This window comes from Moritella yayanosii (assembly GCF_900465055.1).
In the GTDB taxonomy this organism is placed as follows: domain Bacteria; phylum Pseudomonadota; class Gammaproteobacteria; order Enterobacterales; family Moritellaceae; genus Moritella; species Moritella yayanosii.
This window is the reverse complement of record NZ_LS483250.1, coordinates 1,767,480-1,786,606: the sequence shown is the minus strand read 5'-3', so window position 1 is coordinate 1,786,606 and position 19,127 is coordinate 1,767,480. Positions and strand designations below refer to the sequence as shown.

Sequence of the window (19,127 nt, the reverse complement as noted above, 5' to 3'; positions counted from 1 at the left end):
GTTATTATTAAATTTAGCTGGCGTTAAAACCAAAAACGGAGCCCTGCAAGCCAGCGGGTTTCTTTTGTTGCTGCTGCATTGTCTTCGCGGATAAAGTCGGCGGTATTACCAAATGACTTTGCCCAGTCAACACCGACGTAAGGTGCAAATTGCCGGGTTATTTCGTAACGTAATCGCATCCCGATGGCGAGATCAGACAGACCTTTACCATTGTTACGCTCGGCGTCATTTTTACCATAGAGGGTCATTTCCAAACGTGGTTGTAATACTAAACGCTGGGTGAGCAATAATTCGTATTCAGCTTCTAGCGATAAGGCTGTTTGTCCCTCGTCACTGACATAAGCTGTGGCATCAATTTCAAACCAGTAAGGGGTTAATCCTTGGATGCCGAAGGCTAACCAGCTCTGATCTGGACCTTCGCCAGTATCATATCTAGCCCCTAATTGAGTATTCCAAAACGTGGAGATGGCATGGTTCCATAATAATTCGGTACTAGATTCCTCGACTTTACTATCGGTAATATCACCTTCTAATTTGACAACTACACGATCATAATCCTGGCCATACCAAACTTGACCGTCATAGACCCATGAATCCTCATTATTGGTAAATACCCGCTCCAGACGATCGATTAACAGTCCGCCACGGCTATGCTCGTCTGCAAACCTTAATTGACGTGGACCAGGGAGTACATAAGGTCCTGATTCTAAAGTGATGCCATCTGCATAGGCATGGGGATCCCGCGCATCAGAGGGGGCTGAGCCACCTTGCATTGGCATGCTGTGCTCACTCATGTCGGGCATGCTATGCGACGGTTCAGCCTGGGAACTAAAGGAGAGTAGATTCAGTGTTGTTATGGCCATCAACGTGGTGACGGAATTAAGCGTGCGAGGAATTGTATTCATGAAACCACCACTTCACGGAACATACCCGCATCCATATGGAACATAAGATGACAATGCCAAGCCCAGCGCCCGCGTGCGTCAGCAGTAACCAGAAAACTGATACGTTGTGCCGGTTGCACCGGAATGGTGTGGCGACGTACCTGGAAACTGCCATCTGGATTTTCGACTTCGCTCCACATGCCGTGCAGATGCATAGGGTGCGTCATCATGGTATCGTTGTGTAAAATAATTCGCACTCGCTCCCCGTAGTTGAAATGAATAGGGGTCGAACTACCGAATTCGAGTCCGTCCAGAGACCAGGTATAGCGTTCCATATTGCCGGTCAGGTGCAGTTCTATTTCACGCTCGGCAGTGCGAGGATCCATTGGTCCGCCTAAGGTTTTAAGGTCGGCTAGGGTTAATACCCGTCGTCCGTTATTACGTAAACCGACCCCAGGATCGTCAAGGTTAGTGCGTGGCATATCGACCCGCATATCGACGCTGGGACCGTACTCTGTGTTAGCATGCCGCACCTGCTTACTGGCTGTCGCTAACTTAGATTTCATACTAGACATGGCCGAGTGGTCCATCTTACTCATCATACTAGGCATCGAACTATGATCCATACCGATCATCTTCCCCATATCGGCCATGCCAGAATGCTGCATTCCAGACATAGAACCATGATCCATGCCGTTCATTTTATCCATGTTACCCATTGCCCCCATACTGCCCATCATGTCGGTCATGGTCAGTGATTCGGGTTTATCTAATGCTGGTACATCAGTGCTGAGGCCTGCTTGAGTCGTTAAGGTACCGCGAGCATAACCGGTTCTATCCATCGATTGAGCAAACAGGGTATAGGTATCAGCGCTGGGCTCAACGATTATATCGTAGGTTTCGCCTGGCCCAAAGCGAAATTCATCTACGGTGACGGGTTCTACATTGATGCCATCTGCCTGCACTACCGTTAATGCTAGCCCTGGGATCCGCACGTCATAAAAGCTGTTACTGGCACCATTGATGAATCGCAATCTGACCCGCTCACCGGGTTTAAATAATCCCGTCCAGTTACCTGCAGGGGTAGTGCCATTCATCAGGTAGGTAAGCGTTTGTGCGGAGAGGTCGGCGAGATCGGAGGGACTCATGCGCATTCGATTCCACATCTGGCGTGACTGCACCGCTGCCTGCAGTCCATTTTTGGAAGCGTCTTGGAAAAAGTCGAATACTGTGGGTTGATTGAAGTTGTAATAATCACCCTGCGTTTTTAGCTTAGCGAAAACCTGTGCGGGGTTTTCATCAGTCCAGTCTGAAAGTAGGATCACGTGTTCACGATCTGCTTGGATACTCTCTTCTGCTGCGGGTTCGATCACGATAGCACCATACATGCCGGTCATTTCTTGCATGCCAGAATGGGAGTGATACCAATAGGTACCGCTTTGTTCTACTTTGAACTGATAAGTGAAGGTTTCACCCGGGGCTATGCCAGCAAAGCTGATCCCGGGTACACCATCCATTTGGTAAGGCAGGATAATGCCATGCCAGTGAATGGATGTATGCTCTTTCAAATGGTTGGTGACTCGTATTGTCACGGTATCGCCTTCACGCATGTGCAGAGTCGGAGCCGGAATAGAACCATTGATGGTGGTTGCCATGCGTATTTTTCCGGTGAAATTAACCTGTGATTCAGCGACGACCAGATCAAACTCAGTACCGCTCAGCACTGGCGCCTTGCTCGGTGGGGTATTCAGACTACTGGCCCTGGCAGGTTGTAGCAGGGGATACAACCCCACAATCACCCCTCCGGCGGCGAGGCCTTTAACGAATTTACGTCGTGGTAAATTGGCTGAATGTAAAGAATGCTTCATATTTGCTGTGCTCCTTGATTCAAATAATCCTTGTTATTAATGGTCTATTCTACAAATAGGCGGCTTTCCAGAAGGTGACACGAAAATGACAAATTTGTCATATTGGAGATAAATAGAGATAAGATTGGTTTATGTACTGGCTAGCGTTTAACTAACACCTTGAAGAATAGTAGTATAGTTAGGAGATGTTTGAGGGCAAAAACAGGTATGCGATGTTATAAAAATATTGTTAAGTTTAAAGGGCTCTTTAGCGTAAGACGATTTCGTCTAGTCGGGTGGTTAGCCAGACTCTAATTTATTGAACGTATTTGGTTGCGAAATATTCGCAGCATAAACTCGTTCCTCCTTTAGGCCGCGAACATATCGCTGTCTCTAGTAAAGAGTTAAAGGCCAAGAGCATTGCTTTTGGCCTTTTTTATGGAATTTTATGAGTGTTATTGAACTGTTAGCTAAAAAATTAAATAAAAGTGAATCGGAAGTGATGAGCTTTCTTTCTGATGCACCTAAAAAGTATAGAGTTTACAAAATTACGAAGCGCTCACACGGCTATCGCGTTATTGCACAGCCGACGAAGGAGCTCAAAGATTATCAACGTGCCTTTCTAACGCTTTATACATTTCCATTACACGAATCTGCGATAGCTTATCGAGAAGGTCTGAGTATTAAAGATAATGCACTTGTGCATGTTGAAAACCAATACTTGTTAAAGACCGATTTAGAAAATTTCTTTAACTCAATTCCACCTTCAGTGTTTTGGGATAGTTTAGGATCCTGTTCGGGTGTGACGCCCCACTTTTCAGTTCAAGACCAGCAATGGGTTGAAAAGTTACTGTTTTGGAGCCCGAGTAAAAAAAGTAACGGTAAATTAGTGTTAAGTGTTGGTGCGCCAAGTTCCCCTATGATTTCAAATTTTTGTCTTTTTGAGTTTGATCTATCTCTTTCTTCACTTTGTAAAAAACAAGCGATAAGCTACACAAGATATGCTGACGACTTAACGTTTTCTACAGATGAAAAAGATGTTCTTTATACAATGATCCCATCGGTTAAAAATGTATTATTTAATAATTTTAAAGATCACCTTAAAGTAAATAATAGTAAAACTGTGTTTTCATCTCGCGCACATAACCGTCATATCACAGGCGTTACTCTGAATAATGAAGGGCAACTTTCAATTGGACGTGAACGAAAACGATATATAAAACATTTAGTCCATCAATTTAAATACAATGAATTAGATAGCTCAGATATTAGCTATCTGCAAGGGTTACTGTCATTTGCAAAACACATTGAACCTGTATTTATCGAAAGGTTGAAAATTAAATATTCTAACGCATTAATTCAATGTATTTATGAGGCTAATCATGAATAAAAATATCAGAGAATTGAAAAACAAAGCAATAAAAAACGAATTATTACCTACTTATCAACTATTTGAAAATTATGAAAATGGTAATGATGATGTAGAAATTGATAAAGATATTGCGAGAAAATATCTTGAACAATGTGTTAGATATTTAGAAGATGGGACAGCTTGTGATACCGGTGACTTTAAGCTTAATAACAAATTTACTTTAGATTCGTTAACATTGTTTGACTTTCGTCGTTTTCAGCACTTACAAGTTAACTTTGAAGCAGACTTAACAGTGTTAATCGGTGGTAATGGGCAGGGAAAAACGACAATAGCTAACGGCATAACCAAAACATTGAGTTGGCTTACTGCGAATATTCTCAAAGAAGATGGACAGGGGCAAAAAATAAGTAAATTGACAGATATAAGGAATGATTCTGATCAATATTTTGCTGATGTGCTCACTGATTTTTCATTAGGTAAAGGGCTTAAAAATATTCCAGCTCGTTTATCTAGAGTTAAGCTAGGATCTGAAAATAAAAGAGATAGCTATGTAAAAGAGCTTAAAGATATTGCGAATGTTTGGCGAGTCATCAATGCTAAGAATATAATAAATCTACCGCTATTTGCATTTTATTCCGTTGAACGTTCTCATCCCATCAAGAAGACAGCAAAGAACACAAATAAAGAGTCTGTGTCACAACGAGAAAATAGATTTGACGCTTATAACGACGCGCTAGAAGGTGCGGGTAAGTTCGAACACTTTGTTGAATGGTTTATTGGTTTACATAAAAAAACAGTGAATGATCAATCTGATAATATAGAACAACTGCAACAACAAATTAATGGTCTTAGACTATCTGTCGAGAATGGCGTAGAGTCTCTGGCACCATTATTAGAGCAAACTATAGTTCAGCTTAATAATGCCAAATCAAAGCTGGCACTTGCTAAAGAACAGCAGACTATCACAGATGTACAACGTAAGCGCATTGTTGTTGACGCCATATGTAGCGTTATTCCAAGTATCAGTGATATCTGGGTTGAGACTGCTTCTGGTACCGATATTATCATGGTTAAAAATGATGGTATAGCGGTAAAACTAGGTCAGATTTCAGATGGCCAGCGTGTTTTTCTTGCATTAATATCTGACTTAGCTCGTCGATTAGTATTATTAAATCCTAAGTTAGAAAACCCGCTTAATGGTCAAGGTATTGTTTTAATTGATGAGATTGAACTTCATCTTCATCCAAAATGGCAGCAAAATATTTTATTAGACCTTCTGAAAACATTTCCTAATATTCAGTTTATTGTAACGACTCATAGCCCGCAGGTGCTTTCAACTGTTCATAAGCGCTGTATCAGACAGTTTATGGGTACTCGTCCTGAAGGACAAACGATGATTAACGCTCCTGAATTTCAAACTAAGGGTGTTGTTAGTTCTGATATTTTAGAGCAATTAATGGATGTGTTTGCAACACCTCAACGAATAGTTGAATCTCATTGGGTTGATGAGTTTGAAAGTCTTATTTTACAAGAACAATATGAAAATAATGTTAAAGCTCAAAAAATGTATAAAAAAATAAAAAATCATTTTGGTCAAGATAGTGTTGAATTGAAACGATGTGACAGTCAAATTCGATTACAAAAAATGAAAACTAAGGCACAAGAAAGAATGTTGCAACGAGCACAAAAAAAATGAAGAGGCTAATCAGAACTGACTCTCCGACATGTTTAAATTCATTTAAGCATGGCCGCGATAAATGGGACGAGCTTTTACAAGATGGTTTGGATAGTTGCATCGCTAAAGAGTTTCAAACGGCCTTAGAGCATATTTGGCACTATAATCAACAACACTAATTTAATTATAAAAGAAGTAATCGTAACCAGAGCCATAAAAAATCCATTTATTCACGCTTATTGATGAAGCATGGAATAAATGGACTTATGTCTAACGCTATAACTCACACGCAATCGATGTGTTTGAAAAGTCTGTTGTTACTCTACAGTTACAGCCTTCGCGAGGTTACGTGGTTGATCCACATCAGTGCCTTTAATCAGGGCCACATGGTATGACAGTAACTGCATTGGTAGCGTGTAGAAGATCGGCGCTGTAATTTCACTTACATGCGGCATAGTGATGATCTTCATACCTTCTGATTCAACAAAACCAGCTTCTGCATCTGCGAATACATAAAGCAGGCCGCCACGTGCACGTACTTCTTCAATATTCGATTTAAGCTTTTCGAGTAATTCATTGGTTGGCGCGATAACCACAACCGGCATATCGGCATCAACTAGCGCTAACGGACCGTGTTTCAATTCACCCGCAGCATATGCTTCTGCGTGAATGTACGAGATCTCTTTTAACTTAAGCGCTGCTTCCATGGCGATAGGGTAGAATTCACCACGACCGAGGAATAAGGTATGGTGTTTGTCAGCAAAATCTTGGGCTAGTGCTTCAATGTCTTTATCAAATGACAATGCATTTTCGATTTGTGCTGGCAGTGCATGTAATGCCGTTACGATCTCAGCTTCTTTGGTGGCATCGATAACGTGTTTTTGTTTACCTAATGCCGTTACCAGCATTAATAATGCGGCTAATTGTGTCGTGAATGCTTTAGTCGAAGCAACACCAATCTCGGTACCCGCACGGGTCATGAATGCAAAGTCAGATTCACGTACTAATGAAGAACCGGCTACGTTACAAATGGTCATTACAGCCATGTAACCTTTTTCTTTCGCCAGACGCATTGCTGCTAACGTATCTGCAGTTTCACCTGACTGTGACAAAGTGATAAGTAGGCTATTAGGGCGCGTTACAAACTTACGGTAACGGAATTCAGACGCGATTTCGACATCACAACTGACACCTGCTAACGATTCAAACCAATAACGGGCTGTCATACCTGCGTTGTACGACGTACCACAAGCGATGATCTGAATGTGTTCAACTTTCGCTAAGATCTCTGCCGCATTAACGCCGATACTTTCTGTAATAACGCTGTTAGCTGTAAGGCGACCTTCCATTGTATTGGTTAATGCTACAGGTTGTTCGAAGATCTCTTTCTGCATAAAGTGACGGAATTTGCCTTTATCTGCTGCATCATGCTCTGCATTTGACTCCGTTACTTCACGTGTTACTGGCTTACCATTAATATCAAATACGGATACATCACGACGGGTAATTTCAGCCACATCACCTTCTTCAAGGTACATGAAACGACGAGTAACATTAAGCAGTGCAAGTTGATCGGATGCAAGGAAGTTTTCGCCGACACCTAAACCAATCACAATTGGGCTACCTGAACGTGCCACAATTAATTTACCTGGTTCGAGACGATTTAGTACCACAGTACCGTATGCGCCTTCTAGCTGTGCAACGGTTTTTTGTACGGCATCCAGTAAGCTATCGGCAGAGCGTAGTTCCCATTCAACAAGGTGGGCAATGACTTCAGTGTCTGTTTGCGATTGGAAAATATAACCACGTTGTTGTAATAGTTCACGTAACATTTCATGGTTTTCAATAATACCGTTATGAACAACGGCAATATCACCTGATACGTGTGGATGGGCATTGGCTTGTGAAGGCTCACCGTGTGTTGCCCAGCGAGTATGGGCAATACCAGTACCACCAACCGGTTGTTCAGTCTCAACGGCATTCGCTAATTCTTTTACTTTACCCAAGCTACGAATACGCTGCAGGTGATTGTCTTGATCAACAATGGCCACACCGGCAGAATCATAACCGCGGTATTCTAAACGACGTAAACCTTCAACTAAAATTTCAGCGATATCTCTTTGCGCTACTGCACCAACAATGCCACACATGGTCTTCTCCTAGCTTTATAAATGGTATAAATTTTTTAAACAAGTAATAACCACGTGATAATACTGCCTATCGGCCCGTAACGACGTTCGTCCTGATATAACTTGTTTTAATGATTTTGAGCTCGAAACTGTCATCATTAAACGATTATTTTGTATTTAAAAGTTTGAAACGTAACTTAAATGAAATGCATGGGTTACATTTTATTAAATATAGCGTGTGATTGAAATTTATCTACTTTCACTCGTTATATCGATGCCTTGATTCTGTAAATATCACAGATTAAGTTTCGAAGTTGCTGTATATTAGTTTCGTTTGTTTCGTTTGTCTATTTAAACTTGCACTTTATGTGTGGTTACAGCGTAATTAATGAAACTTGTATTAATTAATGTTGCGGAACTCAATGATGCAGGCCTTAACTAAAACATGGTTTTTATTACATTCAGGCTTCATTTAAAAAATGAAGTCAATATCTTTGAGATAAAATTAATAATGCCTGCTGCGGTGTTATTTTCACTACCGACCTTTGCTATATCTTCAATTGCGGTTGATATATTTAATTTAACCGGCTTTGCGATAACCGTATTAGTAACCGCAAGTTCTTTTCTCACATATTTCACGCTGGCTTATGTGTACAAAACAGCGCTAAAAGATATGGAGAAGACGGAAGAAAAGGAAGGGGCCGTAAGTCCAAATAATTTAGCATCAAAAAAAAGGCTTCCCTAGGGAAGCCTTAAACACGTTTATCAGAAATTCGGACTAAGAGCTTAACTGCTTAGCTTGAATCGCTGTAAGTGCGATTGTGTAAACGATATCGTCTACCAATGCGCCACGTGATAAATCATTTACTGGTTTACGCATGCCTTGCAGCATTGGACCAATCGAGATTAGATTTGCAGAACGCTGTACCGCTTTGTAAGTTGTGTTACCAGTATTAAGATCTGGGAATACAAATACAGTCGCTTTACCAGCAACAGGGCTGTTTGGCGCTTTGCTTTTCGCAACATTTTCCATGATAGCAGCATCGTACTGTAATGGACCGTCGATGATTAAATCAGGGCGACGTTCTTGTGCGATCTTAGTTGCTTCACGTACTTTATCTACATCACTACCTTGGCCAGATGAACCAGTTGAGTAAGAGATCATTGCAACGCGAGGCTCAATACCGAATGCTTTCGCTGAATCAGCAGATTGAATCGCGATGTCAGCAAGTTGAGATGCATTTGGATCTGGGTTAATTGCACAATCACCGTACACTAACACTTGATCAGGTAGCAACATGAAGAAGATTGAAGACACTAGGTTTGAACCCGGTGCTGTTTTGATCAACTGCAGTGCTGGACGGATTGTGTTTGCTGTCGTGTGCACGGCACCAGATACAAGCCCATCAACTTCAGACTGTTCTAACATCATAGTCGCAAGCACAACGTTATCTTCTAGTTGTTCACGTGCTACTACTTCAGTCAGGCCTTTGGCTTTACGCAGTTCAACCATAGGGGCAACATATTTTTCACGACATGTTATTGGATCTATGATTTCAACGCCGGCAGACAAGGTGATACCTTGGCTTTCTGCTACACGTTTAATCTCTGTTGGGTTACCAAGCAGTACTGGTGTCGCGATACCACGTTCAGCACAGATGTTAGCCGCTTCAATTGTACGTGGTTCTTCACCTTCAGGTAGTACAACACGTTTTTTCGCTTTACGTGCTAATTCAGTTAACTGGTAACGGAATGCAGGCGGAGATAGACGACGAGTACGTTTAGTACCAATAGTTAGCGTTTCAATCCATTGCTTGTCGATGTGACTTGCGATGTATTCTTGAACTGCTTCGATGCGCGGTTTGTCATCTGCAGGGATATCAAGATTGAAGTTCTGAAGCGTTAACGCTGTTTGCCAAGTGTTAGTTGTAATCAACATGATTGGTAAACCAGTTGCCATTGCTTGACTACAAAGTTTTAATACATTTACGTCAGGACGAACGTCACCAGTTAGTAGCAATGCGCCAATTTTAACGCCGTTCATTGCTGCAAGACATGCCGCTACGATAACGTCAGCACGATCGCCAGAAGTAACTAATAAGGCACCCGGACGGAAATGCTCAAGCATGTTTGGAATAGAACGTGCACAGAAAGTGATACCGTGTAAACGACGCTCATGTAACTCGCCTTCGTTTAGGATTTCAGCATTTAAGTGCTTAGCCAGATCTTTTGCACGAGGTGCAATCAGTTCTGCATTCCAAGGAATACAACCAAGGATCGGCATTGGGCTTTTGCCAAATACTTGTAGCACTTCTAGGTTATGGCTAGCATTAGCTGCGTTTGCTTCAAACATTTCAGCCAGATCTGGACGGTTACGACCAGCTTCATCAAGTGGTGCGCCAACTTTGTTGATCACACAGCCAATGATACGTTTGTTTTTGCGGCCACCGAAGTTTGAGCAAGCGATCTCTAAACGATCTTTTAGCTGTTCGGATGAATCTGTGCCTGGGTTAGTCACAAAGATCATTTCAGCATCAAGTGCTTTAGCGATGTTGTAGTTTAGGCTGTTAGCAAAAGGTTGTTTTGCTGTTGGTACCAGACCTTCAACAACAACAATTTCAGCATCAACCATGTGCGATTCAAAACGCTCAACGATATCTTCAAGCAGTACGTCAGTTTTACCAGCACCGATTAATTTTTCAGCGTGTGATAAAGTGAACGGTGTTGCAGGTGATGCATTCGTTCCTTGACGGATAATTTCAGTTGATAACTCAGGACCTTTTTCGCCTTGGCGAGGTTGAGCAACAGGTTTGAAAAAGTTAACGTTTAAGCCGTTGCGTTCAAACGCACGAACCATACCTAGACTAACAGAAGTTACGCCTACGCCGGCGCCAACTGGGATGAGCATTATAGTGCGAGCCACTAGCGTCCCCTTATATTGGGATTGAGAAGAGAGAAAGGTGCGATAACACCTTCCTTGATTTAAAAATTAAACTGATTTAGCTACCAGCTGAATTAGATTAGGCTTACTGCGTCTTGTGCAATAACAAGTTCTTCATTGGTAGAAATAACCATTGCTTTAATTTTACTGTTTGCTGTAGTGATGGTACCTTCAGAACCAAAACGTGCTGCCGTATTCGCTGCTTCGTCAACTTCGATACCGAAGATAGAAAGTTGGTTTAATACGATTGAACGGATAACATCAGAGTTTTCACCGATACCACCAGTAAATACGATAGCGTCGATACGGCCTAAAGCGGCTGCGTATGAAGCGATGTATTTAGCTAGACGGTAGCAAGAAAGTTCCATTGCGCGAACTGCGCCAGCTTTACCTTCTGCATAACCATCTTCAATAGCACGGCAATCGCTAGAAATCTCAGAAATACCTAATAAACCACTTTCGTTGTTAAGCATGCTGTTAACTTCTGCAAGCGTGTAGTTACACTGTGTAACTAGGTGGTTGATGATGCTTGGATCAATATCACCACTACGCGTACCCATTACTAGACCTTCAAGCGGAGTCATACCCATGCTTGTGTCTACTGATTTACCGTTTTTAATTGCACAAACCGATGCGCCGTTACCTAGGTGACAGTTGATGATGTTAGTGTCTTCAACTTTTTTACCTAGAAGCGAAGCTGCTTCACGAGTAATGAATAGGTGACTAGTACCGTGCATGCCGTAACGACGGATGCCATTTTCACGGTATAGTTTGTACGGAAGTGCGTATAAGTATGCTTTTTCAGGCATAGTTTGGTGGAACGCAGTATCGAATACAGCTATTTGAGGAAGCGCTGGAAATGCAACTTGTGCAGCACGGATACCGATAAGGTGAGCTGGATTATGAAGCGGTGCTAATGTCGCACAGTCTTCAATACCTTTGATCACGTCATCTGTGATGATTACTGACGACGTGAACTTTTCACCGCCGTGTACAACACGATGACCGATCGCAACAATAGCGTCGCTCATTGCTTGCTGTTCTTTTAGAATGTTATTTACGATGTATGCTACAGCTTCTTTGTGAGAAGCGAATGCGCCTAGATCGGCTGTGCCTTTATTGCCGTCAAGTTTCCACTTGATGCGTGCGTTTTCTAAATTAAAGCATTCTGCAAGACCGGATAATTTTTCATCACCAGATACTGAGTCAAGAACTGCGAATTTAAGAGAAGAACTACCACAGTTTAGAACTAGAACGAGTTTATTCATGCGTAAAAACCTATTATGAAATAATCAATAAAATAACTGATAACAATCCTAGCGATATTGGCTTAGGTATCGTATCTTTATTAAAGCAGAGATATTGTCTGTGCTTAGTAAATTGGCTGACACTGTCATTTTCACGTACGATGTCGTAGTTGCTACGACGAATGTTCGTTACTAAGTATCCATCTTAAAGAAATGACAACTTTCTAAAACTGTGAGTCATGTCACTCACATTTTACCTAAAAGTGTTAACTGGTGCATAGTTTACTTGCTATGGGGCGATATCTCAAAGTATATTTGTAATAAAGTTGATCTAAACCATCAACGTAACATGGATATACTATTTTACCTGCACCATGACATAGTGTATGGTTTGAACTATAGTAAATTTGTCTTTTGACAGGAGGATGCTGATGAGTGTATTTAAAAATACCTTATATAAAGGTCAACATTATATGCAGCGCTGGCCGATGAAAAAAGAACTGGCTGCGCGTTTTCCTGAAAATAGAGTTATTGCGGCTACGAAGCTTGGCTTTAAGACGATGCCGCCATTAGCCATTTTAACCGTGATGATGCAGTATTTATATGGTGACATGCAGCAATTACCCGCCAGTATTGCCATTGCATTATTATTTATTACACTACCAATACAAGGTTTGTTCTGGTTAGGTAAACGTTCTGGCGAGTTATTACCTGTGTCATTAGCAAGTTGGTATCATGAGCTTTATCAAGGGTTAGTTACGCAAGGTTGTGAACTTGAACCAGCCAAAAAAAATCCGCATTACAGTGAATTGGCTGATATTTTAGGAAGTGCATTTAAGCGTATGGATAAGGCATTCACGGTTAAGTAATCGACGCTTTATGACTGAGACGTTGGCTTACATAGGCACAAAAAATACCGATATTATGGTTAATATCGGTATTTTTTTGTCTTTTAAATGAGGCTGTTATGTGGCGGACTGTGTATGCGTTGCGTTGCGAAAGCGTTATGCGGTACGCTTATAAAGGGTGATGTTAAAGTCCAGCGTTAACGTTAAATCGGTGGCGTATAATTGCGCTTTTTGCTCGTCACTCATCTTCCACGCCAGTGGCGTCATTTCCAGTAGGTTTTTACTGTCTTTGGCTTGTGTCAGTGTGATCTCTTGTGTCAAACGTTGTTGTTCAACTACCTCAAACCCTGCAATTGGTTCGATGCTCATGTCATGCTTTTCAGGGGTTTGATAAATTTTCTGTTTCAATTCAAACAAATGCTCGGCAGCAGGCGTCACGGTAAGCAAGTAACCGCCGACTTTAATAATACGAGCTAATTCAGCATCTTGTGATGGCGCATAAATACGGATCACTAAATCTTGGCTGGCATCGGCGAATGGGGCGTTGTAAGCACTGGCCACACAAAAACTGATCGTTTTATAACGCTTTGCTGCGAAACGAATTGCCGACTTAGAAATATCTAAACCCGCTATGTTGGGTGCTGTATTAGCATCCGACATAGCCGCCATGACTTGCGCTAAACGATGCGTATAGTAACCTTCGCCACAGCCTAGGTCGAGAATGTTAGGAGCGTTGACCGTGATTAACGCTTGCTGAGCAATGCTATTAACCTTGTCGGATAGTGATTGATAAAAGCCTTGGTCCAGAAATTCACGCCGCGCTTGCATCATCTCTTTGTTGTCACCCGGATTCTTTGATTTTTTGTTTTGCACTGGCAGCAGGTTTACGTAACCTTCTTTTGCTAAATCAAATTGGTGGCGTTGCTCGCAAACTAGACTTTGGTCTTGTGCAGATAAAGGGCGAGCGCAGATAGGGCAGAGGTAGTTCATGTGATCTCATTATTCTGATGGCGATTAGCTAAAAGGCTAAAACAAAAAACCGATCATAGCATAGCGCTAGGATCGGTTTGCAATAGAATGCGCTTTGGACGATTAATAAATTACATTATCTTTGTATTCTAATAAGATGTTTTGAATGCGGTCCATGGTGTCTTTACTCGGTGGTGGCACACCATCAAGCGGGTAATCATAGCCCATGGTTTTCCATTTATGCAGACCAAGTTCGTGGTAAGGCAGCAATTCCACTTTCTCAATATTACTCATGTGTTGAATAAATTTACCCAACTGATGTGCAGATGCATCATCATCGGTATAACCGGGTACCACCACATAACGTATCCAGGTTTTTTGATTACGTTTTTCTAAATACTCGGCAAATTCTAACGTACGCTTGTTACTCACCCCCGTTAATTGTTGGTGAATGTTGTCGTTCATTTGCTTTAAATCCAACATCACTAAGTCAGTAACATCGAGTACTTCGTCAATCACGTCGCTGTATTTACGAATATAGCCGTTAGTATCCAAGCAAGTGTTAACCCCTTCGGCTTGCGCTGCAGTGAAAAAATCACGGACAAATTCAGGCTGTAGCATTGCTTCGCCGCCTGATGCTGTTACACCCCCACCTGTTGCTAGCATAAATGCCTTGTATGAAATAAGTTCACGCATTAATTCATCAACGGTTGTTTCTTTACCTGAATGCAAATCCCATGAATCACGGTTGTGACAATACAGGCAACGCATTAAGCAGCCTTGCATGAAAACGATGTAACGAATACCTGGTCCATCTACGGAGCCAAAAGATTCAGTAGAATGAATGCGTCCGATTGTGCTACATAACTCGGTAGAATCAATAGACTTAATAAGCGACATAATATTTCCAAAAGATAGGGCTATACAGTTATTATAAATAAAAAAGCCTTACAGGTGTAAGGCTTTTTTCTTGTCGCTATAAAAACAACCGATGGTTATATTCTATAGCGTAATTCTTGCCAGTCTTAGAATGACTGTTGGAATGTTCGTGTGACCACGTCTTGTTGCTGTTCAGGTGTTAGCGAGTTGAAACGCACCGCGTAACCAGACACCCGAATGGTTAGTTGTGGGTATTTTTCAGGGTGCTTAATCGCATCAAGTAACATTTCACGATCCATCACATTGACGTTTAAATGCTGACCACCTTCAATCGCACTGCTGTGCTTGAAATAACCGTCCATCAAACCAGCAAGGTTAGTACGACGGGTATCGTCAGTTTTACCGAGTGCGTTTGGTACGATAGAGAAAGTATAAGAGATACCATCTTTGGCGTATTCAAACGGTAGTTTTGCAACGGATGTTAGGGCTGCGATGGCGCCTTTTTCATCACGACCATGCATTGGGTTTGCACCCGGTGCGAATGGTGCGCCGGCACGACGGCCATCGGGTGTTGAACCCGTTTTCTTACCGTATACTACGTTTGATGTAATTGTTAGTACTGACTGTGTTGGTTTCGCATCACGGTACATTTTGTGACTAGACACTTTCTTCATGAAGGTCTCAACAAGGTCACAAGCGATATCATCTACACGTGAATCGTTGTTACCAAATTTAGGGTAATCACCTTCGATTTCAAAGTCGATAGCAATACCGTTTTCATCACGAATCGGTTTTACTTTCGCATATTTAATTGCAGAAAGTGAATCAGCAGTAACAGATAGACCAGCGATACCACATGCCATCGTACGTTCTACGTCACGATCATGTAATGCCATGAGTGATGCTTCATACGAGTATTTGTCGTGTGAATAGTGAATTGAATTTAGCGCAGTAACATAAGTTGTTGCTAACCAATCCATCATCTTGTCTAAACGTGCGGTGACATCTTCGTAGTTAAGTACTTCATCAGTGATCTTGTCGACCACAGGACCAACTTGGATTTTAAGTTTTTCATCTACGCCACCATTGATTGTATATAACAATGCTTTCGCAAGGTTAGTACGTGCGCCGAAGAACTGCATTTGTTTACCCACGATCATTGGTGATACACAACAAGCAATTGCATAGTCATCATTGTCGAAGTCGGTACGCATTAAATCATCATTTTCGTACTGGATTGACGAGGTATCAATGGATACTTTCGCACAGTAGCGTTTGAAGTGTAATGGTAAGTGTTCAGCCCAAAGGATAGTGATGTTTGGCTCTGGTGAAGGACCCATTGTATATTGCGTATGTAGGAAACGGAATGATGATTTTGTTACCAGTGAACGGCCATCAGTACCCATACCAGCGATAGTTTCTGTTGCCCAGATTGGGTCACCAGAGAATAGCTCATCGTATTCTGGCGTACGTAAGAAACGTACCATACGTAGTTTCATTACTAGGTGATCGATCATTTCCTGTGCATCAGATTCCGTGATGATACCCGCGGCTAGATCACGTTCGATATAGATATCTAAGAAGGTAGATACTCGGCCGAAGCTCATGGCTGCGCCATTTTGAGATTTAACTGCTGCTAGGTAGCCGAAGTAAGTCCACTGCACTGCTTCTTTGGCTGATGTTGCAGGGCCTGCAATATCGAAACCGTAAGTTGCTGCCATTTCTTTGATTTGGCCAAGTGCACGGTATTGTTCAGAGATCTCTTCGCGTAAACGCATTGTTGCTTCTAGGTCTTCACCGGAGTAGAACTTCGCTTCTAATGATTTTTGCTGAGCAAATTTATCTTTCATTAGGAAGTCGATGCCGTATACAGCCACCCGACGGTAATCACCAATGATACGACCACGACCGTATGCATCTGGTAAACCAGTGAGAATACCTGACTTACGACATTTCATGATGTCGCTTGTGTAAACGTCAAATACACCTTGGTTGTGTGTTTTACGGTATTCAGAGAAGATTTTCTTGGTTACTGGATCGAGTTCTTTGCCATATGCTTTACAAGAACCTTCAACCATACGAATACCGCCGTTAGCGATAATGGCACGTTTTAGCGGTTTTTCAGTTTGTAGGCCAACAATGGTTTCTAGACCTTGGTCAATGTAACCCGCGGCATGTGAGGTAATTGTTGATGGAATAGAAGTATCAAAATCAAGTGGCGCATGGGTGCTGTTTTCGATTTTAATGCCTTCCATGACATTATTCCAAAGCGTATCTGTTGCTGGAGTCGCATCCGCTAGGAAAGACTCATCACCGGTAAATTCTGTGTAGTTTTTCTGGATGAAATCACGTAAGTTAACTTCGTTTGTCCATTTGCCAGTGGTGAAACCTTTCCATGCTTGAGAAAAAATTGTTTGTTCGGTCATGTATAAACCTACCTTTTAGTAGCAAAATTCACTGTTAACTCGTCATCGAATTAGTTATATCATTTTGGAGTAAACAGTACTGTATTATGAAAATAATTATATAAATAAGTATTTTAGTTATTTATATTAAACCAATATTTATATAGATATTTAGTCTTTGTGAGGATGGGCCAGATGCCCATCCTTACTTACCTTAAGGTATTATAGTAGTGCTGGGATGCCGTATTTACCTTCAAGCATACCTACAGCAAGCATAGCTACAAAGCACACAATTAATACACCCAATGGGATAACAATACGGTCAGCGAATGACAGTTTGGCCGCACGCTCTTTATCACCAATCAGGCCGTTATTATCGAGTAACATAGTCATCGCCCAAGCTAAAACTGGGTTAACTACGGCAGCAGCAAAGATACAAATACCCGCAGATTGTGATGCTTTTGCATCTTTAATCATTTGCATACCGGCTTCAAGTAGCGGTAAGAAAACACCTACAAGTAGTGCAACACGCATTACTGGAGGCCATACCGCAACGTCCATTGGGAAACCAAGTATCGCGATAATGATACAGAGTGAACCAAGTAGGATGGAACCTGCTGGAATTGGGCGCTTTGCAATGGCTGCTGGGATCATGTAAGTACCCCAAGATGAAGTGATGTTACCACCACCAACAGCGGTACCGACTATTTGACGAATAGAACATGTTGTCATTGTATCATCAATATCCATTAGTACGCGTTCTGAACCTTTTGGATAGTTCAGTTCTTGGAAGATACGGTGACCTAGGAAATCTGGAGACCACATCGCCACAGCTAGAATTGCAAACGGTAGTGATGCAATAAAGTGTTGCAGGTTTGGTAAACCAAGCATCCAACCTTCAGTCGTAGAGCCCCACCAGTAAACAGGGTTTAGATTTGGTAAACCCATTTTAGTTTCAAATGTTAAATCGAAGCCTGCGCCTAGTACAAGTGCCACTATTAACCCAGTAACTGCACAAGCAGGGATTGCTAACCAACGTTTGTTGATTCGTGCAAGTAGTGCATAAAGTACAACTGTGATTGCTAGAACTACAAGGCCAACATAACCCATACTGCCTTTTGCAACGTCTGCTGACTCAATACTTGTTGCCCAAGATTGGATACTGTCAATTTGGCTCATAGCACCGGTAAAACCGAGGAAAACAAGTAAACCGCCTGCTACACCTTCACTGGTTAGGTTGACGAGTTTAGAGCCACCTTTAAAGTAACTGAGTAATAGACCGAATACGCCAAGTAAGATAGCTAATGCAAGAGGGTGAGCACCAGCAAGGGCAATGGCACCAATTAAGGGGATCATTGGACCGTGGTTACCAGCAAGGTTAGCGCGAGGATTAATAAAACCTGATGCGATAATACAGAAAAGAAATGCTGGGATAAGCATTTCAACACGTGCTACTTCAATCGCAAATTCTTTACCTAAGTTAACATGATCCCATGCTTCAGTTAGACCTTCAGCCCAAGACATCATTACCGCGGAGTACATTGCAATAATGCCGATAGTGCCAGCAATTGCAGGAACTAAATCTTCCCATTCAAAGCGGAAATCACGGCCTGGAAGGTTTAACTTCCAACGGCGTGGATTCATGATCTTTAGTTCATTATCAAGATATTCTGAACGACTTGAAAAATCAGAAGCTGGGCGGTGTAACTGTTTATAGCTTTGTTGATCTTGATCTTGATCTTTATTTTGATCTTTGTCTTTAGACATAGATGCCTCATTTTTGCTTAAAGTTGAAATTTTATGTTGCCGCCGTGATTAATCGTATCCTTGACGCTATCGACGCAATATCTATGTGTGCATTATTACCTATATAGGAGCATATAGTAATTGATTTAAATCAATTATCGCCACGGTTGCGTTTTTTTATTACA

At 41.8% G+C, this 19,127-nt stretch carries 13 protein-coding genes; 4 read left to right on the top strand and 9 right to left on the bottom strand.

What is annotated here, in order from left to right; genetic code table 11:
- Positions 1-23 precede the first annotated feature (23 nt).
- Entirely contained in the window at positions 24-905 is an 882-nt protein-coding gene (locus MORIYA_RS08135) for a copper resistance protein B (protein ID WP_112714251.1), read from the bottom strand.
- On the bottom strand, positions 902-2,752 hold the full coding sequence (locus MORIYA_RS08130) for a copper resistance system multicopper oxidase (protein WP_112714249.1): 1,851 nt from the start codon (positions 2,750-2,752) through the stop codon (positions 902-904). The genes MORIYA_RS08135 and MORIYA_RS08130 overlap by 4 nt, the downstream gene beginning before the upstream one ends.
- A 427-nt stretch (positions 2,753-3,179) precedes the next feature.
- Here MORIYA_RS08130 and MORIYA_RS08125 point away from each other — a divergent pair, with 427 nt between their 5' ends.
- Positions 3,180-4,121 carry a retron St85 family RNA-directed DNA polymerase gene (locus MORIYA_RS08125; protein ID WP_112714247.1) on the top strand — a complete coding sequence of 314 codons (942 nt, stop codon included), beginning with the start codon at positions 3,180-3,182 and terminating at the stop codon, positions 4,119-4,121.
- The gene (gene ptuA / locus MORIYA_RS08120) at positions 4,114-5,799 is read left to right on the top strand and encodes a retron Ec78 anti-phage system effector ATPase PtuA (RefSeq protein WP_162629250.1); all 1,686 of its coding nucleotides are present in this window, start codon (positions 4,114-4,116) and stop codon (positions 5,797-5,799) included. The genes MORIYA_RS08125 and ptuA overlap by 8 nt, the downstream gene beginning before the upstream one ends.
- Before the next feature lie 296 nt (positions 5,800-6,095).
- Here ptuA and glmS read toward each other — a convergent pair whose 3' ends face one another.
- Positions 6,096-7,928, bottom strand: a complete 1,833-nt coding sequence (gene glmS, locus MORIYA_RS08115; RefSeq protein WP_112714243.1) for a glutamine--fructose-6-phosphate transaminase (isomerizing) — start codon at positions 7,926-7,928, stop codon at positions 6,096-6,098.
- A gap of 424 nt (positions 7,929-8,352) precedes the next feature.
- Between glmS and MORIYA_RS08110 the strand changes: the two genes are divergently transcribed.
- A complete protein-coding gene (locus MORIYA_RS08110; RefSeq protein WP_112714241.1) occupies positions 8,353-8,652 on the top strand; it encodes a hypothetical protein in 300 nt (99 codons plus the stop codon).
- A 33-nt stretch (positions 8,653-8,685) separates the two neighbouring features.
- Here MORIYA_RS08110 and pta read toward each other — a convergent pair whose 3' ends face one another.
- On the bottom strand, positions 8,686-10,815 hold the full coding sequence (pta, locus tag MORIYA_RS08105) for a phosphate acetyltransferase (protein ID WP_112714239.1): 2,130 nt from the start codon (positions 10,813-10,815) through the stop codon (positions 8,686-8,688).
- 107 nt (positions 10,816-10,922) lie between these two features.
- Complete coding sequence (locus MORIYA_RS08100) at positions 10,923-12,116, bottom strand: acetate kinase (protein ID WP_112714237.1); 1,194 nt, start codon at positions 12,114-12,116, stop codon at positions 10,923-10,925.
- Positions 12,117-12,526: 410 nt separating this feature from the next.
- On the opposite strand from MORIYA_RS08100, the gene yfbV reads away from it, so the two are divergent.
- Complete coding sequence (yfbV, locus tag MORIYA_RS08095) at positions 12,527-12,964, top strand: terminus macrodomain insulation protein YfbV (RefSeq protein ID WP_112714235.1); 438 nt, start codon at positions 12,527-12,529, stop codon at positions 12,962-12,964.
- Positions 12,965-13,099: 135 nt separating this feature from the next.
- On the opposite strand, the gene rlmA is transcribed toward yfbV, so the two are convergent.
- The 4 genes from rlmA to MORIYA_RS08075 form a co-directional block, all read right to left on the bottom strand.
- Positions 13,100-13,933, bottom strand: coding sequence for a 23S rRNA (guanine(745)-N(1))-methyltransferase (gene rlmA / locus MORIYA_RS08090; RefSeq protein ID WP_112714233.1), 834 nt, complete (start codon positions 13,931-13,933; stop codon positions 13,100-13,102).
- A gap of 102 nt (positions 13,934-14,035) precedes the next feature.
- Positions 14,036-14,812 carry a pyruvate formate lyase 1-activating protein gene (gene pflA, locus MORIYA_RS08085; protein WP_112714231.1) on the bottom strand — a complete coding sequence of 259 codons (777 nt, stop codon included), beginning with the start codon at positions 14,810-14,812 and terminating at the stop codon, positions 14,036-14,038.
- A 125-nt stretch (positions 14,813-14,937) separates the two neighbouring features.
- Positions 14,938-17,217: a formate C-acetyltransferase gene (gene pflB / locus MORIYA_RS08080; RefSeq protein ID WP_112714229.1), complete on the bottom strand. Its 2,280-nt coding sequence runs from the start codon at positions 17,215-17,217 to the stop codon at positions 14,938-14,940.
- 201 nt (positions 17,218-17,418) lie between these two features.
- Positions 17,419-18,963 carry a DUF3360 family protein gene (locus MORIYA_RS08075; protein WP_112714227.1) on the bottom strand — a complete coding sequence of 515 codons (1,545 nt, stop codon included), beginning with the start codon at positions 18,961-18,963 and terminating at the stop codon, positions 17,419-17,421.
- Positions 18,964-19,127: the final 164 nt, after the last annotated feature.